The 15,160-nt window shown below is 30.2% G+C and carries 8 protein-coding genes; 4 read left to right on the top strand and 4 right to left on the bottom strand.

The genetic code is table 4. From position 1 onward, the window contains the following. Positions 1-133: 133 nt before the first annotated feature. The 4 genes from EXC42_RS02355 to EXC42_RS06315 all read right to left on the bottom strand — a co-directional run bounded on the left by EXC42_RS02355 (position 134) and on the right by EXC42_RS06315 (position 11,097). Entirely contained in the window at positions 134-8,269 is an 8,136-nt protein-coding gene (locus EXC42_RS02355) for an MspA/MspB/MIB-like signal-anchor domain-contatining protein (RefSeq protein WP_012498380.1), read from the bottom strand. Positions 8,270-8,574: 305 nt separating this feature from the next. Further along, on the bottom strand, positions 8,575-8,952 hold the full coding sequence (locus tag EXC42_RS02350) for a hypothetical protein (RefSeq protein WP_012498379.1): 378 nt from the start codon (positions 8,950-8,952) through the stop codon (positions 8,575-8,577). Next, positions 8,943-10,337 (bottom strand): glutamate--tRNA ligase, encoded by a 1,395-nt coding sequence (gene gltX, locus EXC42_RS02345; protein ID WP_012498378.1) that lies wholly within the window; start codon positions 10,335-10,337, stop codon positions 8,943-8,945. Before gltX ends, EXC42_RS02350 begins: the two co-directional genes overlap by 10 nt. A 34-nt stretch (positions 10,338-10,371) precedes the next feature. Continuing rightward, entirely contained in the window at positions 10,372-11,097 is a 726-nt protein-coding gene (locus tag EXC42_RS06315) for a hypothetical protein (protein WP_012498377.1), read from the bottom strand. A 183-nt stretch (positions 11,098-11,280) separates the two neighbouring features. Here EXC42_RS06315 and EXC42_RS02335 point away from each other — a divergent pair, with 183 nt between their 5' ends. The 4 genes from EXC42_RS02335 (at position 11,281) to era (ending at position 15,159) form a co-directional block, all read left to right on the top strand. Then, positions 11,281-11,619 (top strand): hypothetical protein, encoded by a 339-nt coding sequence (locus EXC42_RS02335; RefSeq protein ID WP_012498376.1) that lies wholly within the window; start codon positions 11,281-11,283, stop codon positions 11,617-11,619. Between the two features lie 113 nt (positions 11,620-11,732). Then, the gene (locus tag EXC42_RS06310) at positions 11,733-13,760 is read left to right on the top strand and encodes an Mbov_0121 family peptidase domain-containing ABC transporter (protein ID WP_129648933.1); all 2,028 of its coding nucleotides are present in this window, start codon (positions 11,733-11,735) and stop codon (positions 13,758-13,760) included. Positions 13,761-13,812: 52 nt separating this feature from the next. Then, the gene (gene ybeY, locus EXC42_RS02325) at positions 13,813-14,265 is read left to right on the top strand and encodes an rRNA maturation RNase YbeY (RefSeq protein WP_041914107.1); all 453 of its coding nucleotides are present in this window, start codon (positions 13,813-13,815) and stop codon (positions 14,263-14,265) included. 9 nt (positions 14,266-14,274) lie between these two features. Then, a complete protein-coding gene (era, locus tag EXC42_RS02320) occupies positions 14,275-15,159 on the top strand; it encodes a GTPase Era (RefSeq protein ID WP_012498373.1) in 885 nt (294 codons plus the stop codon). The last annotated feature ends 1 nt before the right edge of the window (position 15,160 follow it).

Here is a 15,160-nt window from a genome sequence, read left to right as displayed (position 1 = left end):
CATTGAAACAAAAAATAGAAGGCCCAAATAAATGATTGGCCTTCTATTTGACATTAATAATTCTTAATTTTTAATTAAATATTTTAGTCAAGATCAACTTTTAATAATTAGTCCGTATTTGTAGAAATTGGTATTAGAAATTTACTAGTTGTTTCTCTATGATGTCTAATAAATCGGGTTTTAGATACTCAAAAAAACTTTTTGATTTATTATGTATTTCTTCAAAAATTTGAGCGATATTATACCCTCATTTATTTCTAACTTCAGAAACGATGTTCATAATTTTTTTAAAATGATTTAGTATTGTTTTTAAATCTTTTTGTTCTATGTTACTTTTCAATTTTTTAGCTTCTTGTACTGCTTCTGAAGTTTTATTTTTTATTAATGAACTATCTTTGGAGTCAAAATACCTTCAATCATAATCAAGGAGGTTTTTTGCATCTTTTATAAATAGATTTAAAAGTATATTAAAAGAAAGCAAAGTGAACTTATTCATTTTTTCTAAGTAGTCTTTAATAATTTCGATATGTTCATTTAAAACAAATTTATTTTTATCTATTAGTTTGCTCATGTCTAAATGTGAACGCCTCAATTCATTATCAAGTTTTTCTAGTTTTTCAAATTCACCCGCTTGCATAGCGTTTTTAACGTGTGAACTATCAAGATAATTCATTAGTTCTATCTGATGTTTATAAATTGATTTCTCATTGTATACTATTTGAAATATTAATTTTCCATAATTGCCATCAACATTTTGCTTTTGTCAATCTTTTAATTGATTTATGTAAGGCTTTATAAAATCCAAAGTTTCTTGGTTTAATTCATCTGTTTTAGCTAACTTGTTAGCTTGATCAATTTGCTTTTTAAATTCTAATATTTCGCTAGTATTTCTTTCTTGTAACCATTGATCTTTCAAACGGTCCGGATCATAGTTTTTATTTTCATTATGTCTAAGAAATTTCTTAATATCTCTTATTTTATTAAGGCCAATAATAGCTTTTTTAAGATTGGTTAGACGATCGTTGTAATCCCTAATATCACGTTCAATCATTTGTCTAATTGGCACGGAAGTTTTATTTTCATTCCCATTTACAAACTCTCTAGCATCAATAGTAAAAGCATCTAATTTAAGATTATTTACTTCGTTTGTAAATGAAGTTAATCGCGCATTAATCTCTGCTTCATCTTCATTGTTTTTGATTGCTTCTAGGACTTCGTCTCTTGTAGATTCTAATGCCTTGATCTGAGCTAATGATTCTCCCATGATTAAACCCATGTCATTTGTTGGGTTTCTTAAAAATTCAAGTTCATTAGTTATTGATTTCAACTCGTCTATAACATCTTTAAAAGGTTTGTAATTAGCATTTTGTAGTGCTTTTACCTTTTCGCTAGCTAAAAAAGTTGAATTATCATCTATTTGTTGAGTCATATCGCCCCGCGGAGTAGAAAATTCTTCAACAAAAGAAGCTGATTTTTTGATCTTATCTATCATCTTCTTAGATTGCTCTAATAATTCATTTGCTTCTTTAGTAGTGGCGTTAGCCTGAGTTTGCAAATCATTGATTTTTGTTCGTTTTTCGTTCAATACTTTTTGTGCTGCTTCAATGCTTTTGGCTAAAGCATCATAATTGGTTTTAGTAGCAGCCTTTATTTCATCATCTGCATCGTTATGCTTTTGTAATGCTTTGTTGGCATCCTCGATTACTTTTGCAAGCTTGCTTGTTTGAGCAATTAAGTCGCCTAAGTTATTAATGCTATCGCCCAAATTTTCGGTATTAGTTTTTTGAGTGTCAAGAGTTTTTTTAGCCTCACTTAATTCTTTATTAAGTTCTTCAATCTTTTTATCTTTATTTTGTTTTCTTTCATTGGCTTGTCTTTGTATCTCTTTAAGTCTTTCTTTAAGATCATTTACTTTGGTTGTTAGTTCGCCGCCATTACCTTCAAATTTTGAAATTTCATTAATCAAGTCGTTTACTTCTTTTAATAAACCACTAGTTTCATCACCAATTTTAGCTATCAAGTCACTTAATTTAGCGTTAGTCTCAGCTTCATTTAGTTCTGTCTGAACACTATTAGTTTTAGCTTCGAATGAATCAATCTTATTGTTGAATTCACGCTTTTTGTTATTAATAACCTCTTGGGCTCTTTGTATTGCGTTGGTTGCAGAACTTTTGGCTTGTTCAAGTTCCTTGATTGCATCTTTTAATTTACTATGACCCTTTAGTTTATCAGCTGCGCCACCACTTTTCAAGAACTCATCAATTTCATCCTTTATCATTTTGCGGATATTTGCGATCTTTGTTTCTGTTTGATTCCACTTTTCATTTTCAGGGTTTAATTGACTTACTAAATTGGTAAGTTTTTCTTTTAATTTTCTTGCTTCAGTAGCCAGATTTTCGGCTTTTTGATCTTGCGATTGTTTTAGATCTTGTTTAGCTTGATCAACTTCTTGAAGTTTCTTATCGATGTCTTTTATTTTGTATTCTAGTTTATTTTTGTTTTCGCTATCATTTTTTAGCTCACCTTTAATTAAATCATCAAGGGTTTTCTTTTTCTTCTTAAGTTCATTTTCAGCATCAGTTAGTGCATTTTCTTTTTGACTATCATCATTAGATTTTTTAATAGCTTCATTAGCTTTATCTAGAGCTTTTTGACTATCTTCTAAAGGTTTTTTAATTAACCCTTCATTTTTAGTTTTTTTTGCGCTGATAGATTGAGCATTAGCCTTTTGTTCATCTTTTAGACGCTTAATTAACTTTTCAACTTCTTCAACTTTGGTGTTAGCCGATGTTTTATTATTTTGATCTTGAAGTTTGCTAATTTCATTCTTTTGCGACGCTAGATCAGTTTCAGCCTTATCAATTGCATCTTTTAATTTGTTATTAGCTTCTTCTTTGGCTTTTAGATCGGTTTTGTTTTTGAAATCATTATTAGCATCATTTAATGATTTTTTGATTTTTTCAAGCTCTTGTTTAATGTTTTCAAATTTATCTTTGTCGCCTTCTTTTAAGATCTTTATTGCTTTTTCAGTATCGGTTATTTGTTCATTTAGAGTTCTTAGTTCAGCTTCTACTAAAGCTTTGTTTTCTTTATCATTTACTAGTTGTTCAGCTGCATCTTCAAGTGCTTTTTTAGCCTTATTAGCATCATTCAAGGCTTCTTCTAATTTACTTAATTTAGAAGCATCACTGTCAGCTAGATTTTTTGCATTTGTTATTTTGGTTTTAGCTTCTACTGATTTTGCAATAGCATCTTGACGAATTTTGTCATTAATTGTTTTTTGCGCTTCTAGTGCTTGGTTTTTACTATTGATTGTATCTTCTGATTCTTTGATGGTATCAGTTAAAATTTTTAGTTTATCTTTGATACCTTCTTTAATTTTTGGATCAGTTTCAGCATCTACTTTTTGTTGTAGTTTTTTAGCTTCTTTAACAAGATCTTCAAATTTTTTAATTTCTGTTTTTAGCGAATCAACATAGCTATCGTTAACGCCACTAGTTACATCGTTTTGAGTGCTTAATGCATTGTTTTGATTTTGAAGTTGGTTGTCCAATTCGTCAATCTTATCTTGCTGTGTTTTATTCAATTCTTTTTTAGCAGCGTCAAGATCAGTTAGTTTTTCTCTAATTTCTTTAAGTTTGTCTGCTAATTTAGTCTTATTTTCGCTATCGTCTTTTAGCTTGCCATTAATTAGCCCTTCTAGAACATCTTTTTGGGTGTTGAGATTTTGCTCAGCTTCTACTAAACTTTGCTCTTTTTTCCCATCGCTATTATCTTTAGCAATCGCGTCATTAGCCTTTTTAAGAGCGTCCTCAACTTCTTTTAATGGTTGTTTGATTAAATCAGCGTTTTCTTGTTTAGTTTTGGCTATATCTTGAGCATTTTTTTCTTGTTTTTCTTTTAAGTCATTGATTAGCTTTTCAAGTTGGCTAACTTTTTCATTAGCACTATTTTTGTTAGTTCCATCTTGCAATTTGCTAATTTCAGTTTTTTGCGCTGCTAAATCACCTTTTGCTTTAGTAAGGACATTACCTAATTCATTATTAGCTTCTTCTTTAGCTTTTAGGTCGGTTTTGTTATTGAAATCATTATCAGCATCTGTTAATGATTTTTTAATTTTCTCAAGTTCTTTTTCAATATTTTCAAGTTTTTTCTTGTCGCCTTCTTTTAGAAAATCTAATTTATCTTGAGAACTTTTTATTTGCTTTTCTAGATCTTTTAACTCGGTTTCAACTAGTTTTTGGTTTTCATTGTCCTTAGCTAATTTTTGAATAGTTTGTTCTAGTGTTTCTTTAGCTTTATTAGCATCTTCCAACGCTTCTTCTAGTTTGCCAATTTTGTTAACATCATTGTCGGCTAGATTATTAGCATCAGCTAATTTTTGTTTGGCATCGGTAGATTTTTTAATAGCATTTTCGCGATCTGTATCATTTGTTGTTTTTTGGCTATTTAATTGTTGTTGTTTATTAGTAATAGTTGTTGTAGCAACGTTGATACTTTGTTCTAAAGTTTCTAGTTTTTCTTTAATACCATCTTTGATTTTTTGATCGGCTTCTTTTTGAGCTTTTTCTTTTAGTTTATTAGCTTCATTAAGCTGATCTTGAAGTTTTTTAATTTCCGCTTTTAATGAATCAACATCATCGCTTGCAACGCCATTAGTTGTGCTATTTTGTGCGTTTAGACTTGTATTTGTGGTTTCAAGTTCCTTGTTTAGTTTGGTAATTTTATCTTGAATTGATTGTAGTTTGCTATTAGCTTCTTCTTTAATATCTAAAAGGTTAGTTTCTAGTGTTTTGATCTTCTTACTTAACTCTTCTTTATCACTAAATTTAGAACTTTGAGCATGTAAATCTTTTACTTTTCCAAGCAACTTAGTTTTGTCATTTTCGTCACCAATTTTATTTAAAATTGCCTGAAAATCAGCATCGGTAGCTGCATTTTTAAGGTCTTCTTGAAGTTGTTTTACTTCGTCTTCATATTGTTTGTAGTCAACTTCAAGTTTGTCTTTGGATTCTTTAATTTTTTGACGAGCTTCTTTTGCTTTAGTATTAGCGTCCTCTTTGGCGGCTCCAAGTGCTTGATAGTTTGGCTTTAAATGAATGTTATCTTTTAATTTTGTTGCATCGCTGTCGGCTTTAAAAAAGTTTTCATCTAAATTTTTAATCTTGTCTTCAACATCTTTAATTTTCTTTTCATAATCGCTTGAAGCGTTATATGGATTAAGTTTGTTAATTAAATCATCTAACTCATCTTTTAAAGTTTTAGCGTCATTAGCTAATTGTTTTGCCAGATCGTCTTCTGATTTTTGTTGTTTTTCTTTTTCGTTTTGAAACTCTTTTTGTTTATTGTTAATTTCTTCTAATTTTTTATCAATTTTATCTTGGTTTTCTTTGTCACCAACTAGAGAATTTTTCTTATTTTCAAGATCATTTTTAGCCTTGTTTAGGGCATCTTCTGCTTCGTTAGTTTTATCCTTGTTAGAAGGATTTTTAATGGCATCATCAGCTTTTTTAATAGCTTCATCAGCACCCTTCAAACTTTGTTGGGTGCTGGTGTCGTTATTTTTTTGCTCTTCTTTTAATGTTTGGTTTTTATTAGCAAGATCGGTTTTGGTTTCGCTTAGTTTTTTTGTTAAGTCTTTAATTTTGCTGTCAATACTATCTTTATTAGTTTGATCTTTTAAGTCCTTAGCTTTTTCTTCTAATTCTTTAAGATCCTTTTCAATATCTTTAATAGTCTTGTCTAGTTTAGGATATTTATTCTTTTTCTCATCGATGGTATTGGCGTTGTTGGCTTCATCTTTTGCTTTAGCTAAATTACTTTCATGTTCTTTTAATTTCTTTTCAAGTCCATCTACTAGTTCTTTTTCATCTTTAAGCGCTTGATCAAGTTCGGCATGCTTTTTCTTGGCATCTAAAATTGCGTCTTGCACTTCAGATAAAAGGTTAGTAACTTCTTGCTTGTGCTTTGATTCAATTGTTGTTGCTAGAGTTTCAAGATCTTCTATTTTTTCTTTTAGCTTTTCTAGCTTGTTAAGTTCTTTTGTTAACTCTTCAAGATTTTTGGCGTTGTAGGCATCGCTAATTTTTTTCTTAAGATCTTCTAATTCACTTTTAACGTTGTCAAGTTGCTCTTTAATATTTTTATTTGAGTCTGAAATTTTGGTTTCTAGTTTTTGTTTTGTTGTCGTGGCTTTATTTTTGGCTTCTTCAAGCTTTTCAAGTTCAGTTTTTAGGGCATTTTCTTTGTGTGCGTCTTGAACTTCTTTTTGAGCTTCTTGAGCATTTTTTAGTTGTTCTTCTAGCTCTTTTAAAGTTTTGGCGAGCTCAGTTTGCTTAGGCGTTGCTTCACTTAGTTGACTTTTGCCTCTTGAATCTAATGTTTCAAGATTCTTTGTGATTTTAGTAATTTTTTCTCGCAGTGATTCGATTAGTTTCTTTTCTTGCTCTTGGGTTTCTTTTTCTTCTTGCAGTTTTTCTAATTTTGCTTTTGCTTCAAGGTCTAATTTAGAAATTTCTTCAAGCAGTTTTTTTGCTTTTTGCTCACCTTCAGGATAACTAATATTTTTAGCAGACTCTTCGATGGCTTTAACTTGTGGTTTGAGATCTTCTAGTTGTTTAATGCCGCTTTGCAAGGCAGGAATATCATTGATTGAATTTAAGCTTTCAATGGTATTTTTAATTTTATTAAATTCATTTTGCTTAGCATCTAAATCAGCATCAATTTTAGCTTTGGCTTGTTTTTTAGCTTCAAATCGTTTTTTAGCGTTAGCAAGTGCTTCAGCCGCTTCTTTTTCTTTATAAGCTTTTAGAGCATCATAAATTGACTTTATTAGTTCTTTTTCTTTTAAATTTTCATGTTTACCTAGAGCTAACTCTGCTTTTGCAATAGCGTCTTCTAGTTGCGAAATTGCTAAAGGCAAGGTATTTTCGTCATCGGCTTTATTGGCCTCTTCCGTGACTTTAGCCAAGGCGCTATATGCTTTTTCTAGTTCGGTTTTAGCAAGTTCTTGTTCCTTCTTCTGACTAAATAAATCATTTAATTTATCTAGTGCCGTTTCAGCTTGTTTTTTAGCATCCAACACTTTTTGCTCGTCAATTAGAAGTGTGGCATCAGCGGCTTGTTTTGCAAGTTTTGTTGCTTCTTGAATATCTTTTTCTAGTTCATCTTTTAGGCGTTTAAATTCACTATCTTCACTTTGTAAAGTTAGTTTATTGGCATCACTTATATCTTTAGTAATTTTGTTAACTAGTGTATTAATATCGTTTTGAAGTTTTTGATTTTCTTGCTTGATTTTTTCTAATTTTTCTTCTCCTTGTTTTAGGCTATTTTCTGCATCTTTAATAGCTTTATCCAGTTCTTTGACAAGATCATTAAGTCCTTTAGCATTGGCATGATCTTTTAGTTCTTTAGTCTGACCTAGATCTTTTTTAAGTGACTCAATGGCGTTAGGAAGAGTGCTAATATTTTTAGCGTCTTCGACGGCTTTTTTAGCTTTTTCTAAGTCCTTAATTTTTTCTTTTGCTAGTTTTTCTAGCTCTTCTGGGCTTTTATCTAGCAAGTGTTTTTGTAGCTTACTAATAGCATCTTTAATTTGTAAGTTAGCATCACTTAACTTTTTTGCTTCCTCAATTAGCCGCGAGTTATTTAGTTCTTGTTGTAAGGCTTCACTAGCATTTGCAAGGTTTTTTAGTTTGTTAATTAAACTTTGAATTTCTAGTGGCAACTTAGCATCGGGCACTTCACTCAGTGCTTGGCTAATTTCTGCTAGTAGCTTTTGCGCGTTTTCTTTAAGTTTAGCTTCTTTTTCTTGCAATTCTTTTAGTTTGGCTTTAGCTTCATCTAAGACTTCTTTAGCAAGATTGATGGTAGTTTCTAATTCACTAGCTAAAGCTTTTAGTTCAGGTAGCTTTTTAAGCTCGGCTAAATAAGCCTCACCTAGAGGAATCAAACGTTCAAAATCACTAATAACTTGACTTAAATCGCGTACGTTATTAGCTTTTTTGGCATTTCTAATCGTGATTTTAAGGGCTTCAAGAATTTTTCAAGCTTCATTTTTAAGATTTTGTTTGTGACTATCACGAATAGCATCAATCTTTTTTTCAAGCTCGCTAATGTCTTGAATTTCGGGTTTTTTATCATTACCTTTGGATCTCTTAGTAGCACTTTGATGAGCATAAAGTACTCCCGAGACAGTTCCGGCTGCTAGTAATGCTGCAGTAGCGGCAAGCACAATAATAGCAATTTTCTTTTTCTTGGCATGACTCATGATTAATAATTTTTATTTCTCCTATTTTTAATAACTTAAAAATTAATTAATGTTTGAATACTGAAAACTTCGTAAAAAGCATGTGTAGCGAAAAGTACTTTTTAAGCGAAGTAATGCGAGTCATTTTACAAAAAAAAAAAAACGCCCAAAGTGATAGCGTTTCATATCTAAGATACATATTTATTAGAGGTTTTTAGGATTTTTATAGATTTACTAATTTGTCAAAATAAAGGTTTTTTGCAAATTAAAAGCCAATTTCTATCATTTTGGCTTTTAAATCGTTGTTAGTTTTTATTTTAAAAGAATTATTTTCTAGTTATTAGTTTAACAATGTTGCTAGTGATTAGATTAGTTTCTTGCAAAATATCATATTCGAATTTGATTTCATCAAATCCAATATCTACATGTTTTAAATATCAATCTAGATTGAAATCTTTAACTTTAGTTCTATAAATTGTATTAACGCGCTCATTTTTAATTAATTTAATTTTTTGCTGTCCGTATTGAATATTGATTTCATTTGCACTAATTTCTAGATGGTGGCTAGTGTTGCGTTGATCGACAAAATCCAAGATAATAAACTCATTTGAAACTTTTTCTTCGTAATCAACAAAATCAGTTTCAAAGATTTCGTTTGTTTTGCCATCGGCAAGAATGCTACTAGATTGGTACTTTAGCTTCATTTAGTTAGCCTTTTGTAAACTAGATCTTTGCCAAATAAATAGATTGCTTTAGCAAGTTCAGGGCCATGTTCTTCATAGGTAGCGGTAATTCTAATTGGCATAAACAAATCTTTTCCTTTAACATTTAATGCATTTTTGGTTTCGTCAATTGCTGCTTGAATATTTTCAATAGTAAAATCTTTTGCTTTAAGGTGTGCAAAAAAAGTTTTAACGACTAAATCATTATCAATTTGAAGCTCTAGTTTTTCTTTTGGAAATAGATAAATTTTAAGATTTTCTTTTATTTCTGAAATAGTAGCGGCTTGTTGTTTGTAAGTTTCAACAAACAAATTATTTCATTGCGCATCTTTTGGTGAATTGATTTTTTCAATAATTACTTCATTTGGTAGTTTTTTCATGTATTGTTTTGAGAATCATTCCATTTTCACAATATCGAATTTTGAAGGGCTTTTTGAAAGACGATTATAGTCAAATTTTTTAATTAGTTCATCATGAGACATAATCTCTGTTTTATCGCCGCTAGTTCATCCAAGTAATGCTAAGAAGTTAAAAATTGCTTCTGGACAATAACCTTCATTTTTATAATCTTCAATGAATTGTTTTAGGCTTTTATCGCGTTTAGATAATTTTTTGCCTTCCATATTAGTAATAATAGTCAAATGACCAAAAACTGGATTATCTCAGCCAAAAGCTTCATAAATCGCTAATTGCTTAGGGGTGTTAGTAATGTGCTCTTCGCCTCGCAAAACATGAGTAATATCCATTTGATGATCATCAACTACCACAGCAAAGTTATAAGTTGGATAACCATCGCTTTTCATGATAACAAAATCGCCAATGTCATCGCTATTAACACTAATTGGACCACGCACTAAATCGTCTCAAGAATAGTTTTTATTCTTGGGCAACTTTAGCCTAATTGAATATTCTTTAGCTTCATCTCTTCGTTTGATTTCACTTTCGGATAGTTTTAGTCAGGTTGGATCATAACGAAAAGAAGCAACACCAGCTTTTTCTTGCTCTTCATGCTGTTTAGCTAGTTCTTCAGAGCTATCATAGGCTTTGTAAGCTAGCCCTTGTTTAATTAATTCGTCAATGTATGCTTGATATATTGCTAATTTTTCACTTTGACGGTATTTACCATATTTGGGGTTAGGTTTTAGTGGACTTTCATCAGGGACAATTCCAAGTCATGCTAAATTATTAAGTTGGCTAGCTTCACCACCTTCAACATTTCTTTCAACGTCAGTATCCTCTAATCTAAAAATAAAATCGCCATTACTATGTTTAGCAAATAAGTAGCAAAATAAAGCAGTTCTAGCCCCACCAATGTGCAAATAGCCAGTAGGACTTGGAGCGTAGCGTGTACGGATTGTTTTATTCATTGTTAATTACCTTCTTTTATCAATTAATTTGCGTTTAAAGTTCAGAAAACATGACTGGAATCGGATCGGAAATATTTTTTAGATAATAGCCATCGTCGTTAAGCAGCCCGGGATGAAATGGCCAAGGTGCTTCTTCGTCACTGTAAGGCACGCCTGGTTCTGCTAATTTTGAAAGAACTTCATTTACTGCCTCACGAAAAGCGCTAGTAACTTGATTTTCTTTCTCGATTCAGTAAATACAGAAAAAAAGCACATCAGGACGATTTTTGTAAATGGCATATCGTCTTTTATTAGCCGCATTTGGTCAATATTTATTAAGTTCGTCTCAAGTGAAACTGAAAATACGAAAACTATAGCGCGCTTTTAAATTGCTTAAATTAAAAAGGCGACTAAAAAGGTTTTTAAATTTTGCAGGAATGTGATTGATGTTAAAAATTTCTTGATTATTTTTATCTTTTTTAGGAATGAAATTTCCTTTGGCATCTTTTTTGTAACTGCCATCTTCATTTCTTTCATATTCGTAAATATTATAAGCGAGATCAGAATTATCTACTGGGTTTGTAACTTTTCGATTTTCGCTATGAAAAGCAGAAGCACTACCGGCAAATTTATACTCTTTACTTTGAGCGTCGTATGTAGCGTTTTTTAGGTTTGGTTCAAGTGTTGGTTTATCTTCACATGAAGCCAAAAGAATCGGTGCCAATGCAATAGGAGCAGCAACTGTGGCTGTAAGTAAAATCTTCTTAATATTCCTTAACATAATATGTTAGATTATATACCAATATAGGTATTTGTTTTTTAAGTTAAAACTGTAACATTTTTACAGTCTTATGAACTTTAAAAGCCCAAAATTAAGGCATTTAAAAAATTTTATTGTGATATTTTTTGGTTTTGGGTTACAATAAACTATACTAATTTGATTAATTGAACGAAAGGAAAAAATATGGAAGCAGCAGCTAAAGCACTTAATACTCCTGCTACTTGATTCAGCGCCAAAGCGCCTGAGTATTATGGAGACAAATTGTTCAATAAAAATTTAAATAGCGGAACAATTTTTTCAGCGTCATTTGCAATCATTTCGTTAATTCTAATGATTGTAGCAGCGCTTGTACTGTTAATTGGTTTTATCCGTATGCTAGTCAATGTAACATCATTAAAAGATGATGGTATTAATAGAAAAAAATTAGGCGGTAAAATCTTTGCCAGAGCTTTAATTGTATTCTTTGTATTAGGAGCTCTAGGAGTAATTTTTCCGTTAGTCACTTTCTTTCTAGCTAAATAAATTTGTAACATAATAGTAAAGATGAGGTTACTTAGCCTCATTTTTTTATTTCTCTTTTCCTATCTTTTTCCTATTTTTATAATCATTAACTTTTAGCGGTTGATAATACAAATATGAAAATAAAGCGCCAATATGATATTAAAGATTGTGGACTTTGTGTCTTGCAAGCATTTTATCAATTTCACTACCACCAATGACTAGATCTAAACGAACTCAAATATCAAGTTAATTACACAGAAAATGGCATTAACTTGCATGATTTGATTATTTTGGCAAAGAAATTTGGGCTATTTTTAAATGCTTCGCAAGGCGATTTTGAAGCTTTTAAAAATCTTGAACTTGTTAAGCCAGTAATCACAATTATTAAAGAAGATAATTATTTTCACTATGTCATTATTGAGAAAAAAGATCGCGACTTTGTTTTTATTAATGACTCTTTTAAAGGTAAATACCAGCTTAGTTTAGTTGACTTTGAAAGCATTTATTTAGACCTTCTAATTTTTGTTGATTGCGATCCAAAACATCAAATAATTAAGGCGCGAAAACCCGCACATTTTAAACACTTGGAAAGTCAACTCGGAAGGCTACTATTAATTGCTTTTTTAAGCATTTTGCTACAGGCTTTCATTTTTGGTAGTAGCTACTTTTTTAAATATATTGTTGACGATGTTATTAGTATAAAAAAGCATTCCAATCTTCTTAATATTACAGTGTTATTTTTATGAATTGGAATTGTTAGAATTATCAATGAATTTATTATCAATTTGATTAAGCAAAAAATCTATTTAAAAATTGAGGAACAAATTTCGAATTTATTCTTTAATAAAGTTATAAATGGCAAAATTAAACAATTGAATAAAATCACCAAAACAGATTATTTACAACGACTATCTTCATTACCAAATGTAGCTAGTTGGTATTGCAATATTTTCCTTCTTATTTTTAATAACATTTTAATCATTTTAGTTTCGTTTATTTCTTTGATTTTTTTAAGTTGAAAATTAACGGCATTAGCAATTGTGGTAGTTGCAATTCAATTTATTGGTGCCACTTCTTTTAAGAAATTTATAAGTGCTAAAAAACCCAAAATCATTGAAGATAACATTAATATGTTTAATAGTAATATTGAAGTGTTTTATAGTCTTGAAGGTTATAAGAATTCTTTGGCTCGAACATATGCAAGAACCAACTTTTTAGTAGCATTTAAAAATTATCAAAAAAATAGTCATGCGCTTTTTAAAGTTTTTAATCTAAAATCACTATTTTTAAATATGTTAGTAATGTTTGGATCAATTTTAATAACTTATTTTGGTACCATCTACATTTTAGACAACGCAATTAGTTTGGGAATTTTAATTTTGTTTAATACTATTCTTTCTTTTACAACATCGCCGCTTGAAACTATTAGTGATTTAGTTGTGAATTGAAATAGCAATAAAATCGATATTGAAAGAATTGATTTTATTCTTAATTTGCCTGAAGAGAAAAATAAAGATAAAGAAAAGTTATCTAATCAACTAAGATGCATTAATATTCAAGATCTATCTTTTAGTTTCGCTCAAAAGGATGTGATTAAAAATTTAAACTTAATCATAAATAAACATACCCAAATTACTGGTAAAAATGGTGTTGGTAAATCTACTTTAGCAAAATTACTTTTTGGTTTATATGATGATTATTCTGGAGCAATTTACTTTAACGACAAGGAACTTAGTAAATTTGATAAAGAAAATCTTCGTAGTTTAATATTTTTAAATGACAATTTTTCTTATTTTGCTAGTGATTTTTTAATCAACGTTGTTACTTTAAGAAACAAAGATGCTATTTTTAGATTGAAAAACAATATTGAAAAATACGACCTAAACTCGTTATTACAAGATTTTAATTTATCTTGAAACGCCAAAATTGAAAATGGTGGTATGTTTCTTTCAACTGGGCAAAGACAATTGCTTAATTTATTGAAATTATTTTGTTTTGAATATAACTTGATTATTTTAGATGAAGCATTTGAAAATATAAGTAGCACTCATTTTCTGAAGCTAACTTCTGCGATAAAAAAGGTTCAACGTCATGCAATTTTTATAGAGATTAGTCACAACAATAAAACCATTTTTTCTAATAATAAAATTGCTCTTGAATAGAGAAAATAAATAAATACTTTATTTAAATGTAATTAGTCTATAATTTTTCAATATGAATAATTTGGTATACAAAAATCGCAGTTTATGCAGGTTCAAATTTTTAGAAGAATTTAAAGTAATATTGAATGAAGCTAAACAAGAATTTGCATGCGAGAAGGATTTAGTTGTGGATCTTTTATTTGTAATGGCCCCAAAAATGAAAAAACTAAATCGCCACTTTCGCAACAAAAACTACGTTACTGACATTTTGAGTTTTCCCCTCGAAGGCCTTGAGGAATTAAATTTTCTTGAAGTTCTTCCGCTGGGACAAATTATTATGTCGCCTTGAAAGATCAAAAAACAAGCCAAAGAGTTTAACCATAGTTTAAAAAGAGAATTTTGTTATATTTTTGCTCATGGTATTGCTCATTTATTTGGCTTTGATCACCAAACCGAAGATGAAGCAAAGATTATGAATGCTCATGTAGATAACATCATGAACAAGCTTAATATTCGCAGAAGTTAGGAGGAAGTAATGAATAAAAAAGTTTGTATTGTAGCCTTAATTGGCCGCCCAAATACTGGCAAAAGTACATTAATGAATCATTTAATTAGTTACGAGTTAGCAATTGTTTCTAAACATGCCCAAACGACTCGCGATGATATTAAGGGCTTTTATAATGATGATGAATATCAAATCATTTTTATTGACACTCCCGGAATTCACAAAGGCGAAAGCTTATTATCAAAACGCCTCAACAAACGCGCCCAAGATGCTTTAAAAGATGTGGATCTTGTTCTATTTTTATCACCAGCTAATGAAGTAGTTGGTAAAGGTGATGAATTTATTATTAAAACAATTGAAGATGCGGGTGTAAAAAATAAATTAGCTATTATTAGCAAAGTTGATTTAGTCGATGACAAAACCAAACTTGATAAAAAAGCGGGTTATTTGAAAAAAATGGGATTTGCTTCAGTTTTTGGGGTTGGTAAAGGCCATGATCAAAGTTATCGTGACTTGCTAGAAATAATAAAAACCTATGCCAAAGAAGATGAAGCCATGTATCCTGAAGATTACATTTCAGATGTTTCAATGCGTTTCATTGCTAAAGAAATTATTCGTGAATCAGCAATTAAAAGACTTTTTCAAGAACTGCCACATTCAATTGCGGTGGAAATTACGGATTTTATTGAAAGAGATAAAAGTCCTTATATAATAAACGGCACTATTTATGTTAAAAAAGAATCACAAAAAGGCATTCTAATCGGCCATAATGCTTCAATGATTAAAGAAATTTCTGTAGAAGCCCGAAAGAAAATGCAACAAATATTTGACCATTCAGTTTTCTTAAAAGTTAACGTGAAAATTAGTAACAATTGAGTAAACGACGAAAAAGAAATAAAAAAATTGGGGTATTAAG

Origin of the sequence: Metamycoplasma arthritidis (assembly GCF_900660715.1) — a bacterium.
Classification (GTDB): Bacteria; Bacillota_I; Bacilli_A; order Mycoplasmatales; family Metamycoplasmataceae; genus Metamycoplasma; species Metamycoplasma arthritidis.
This window is presented reverse-complemented; position numbering and strand designations above follow the sequence as displayed.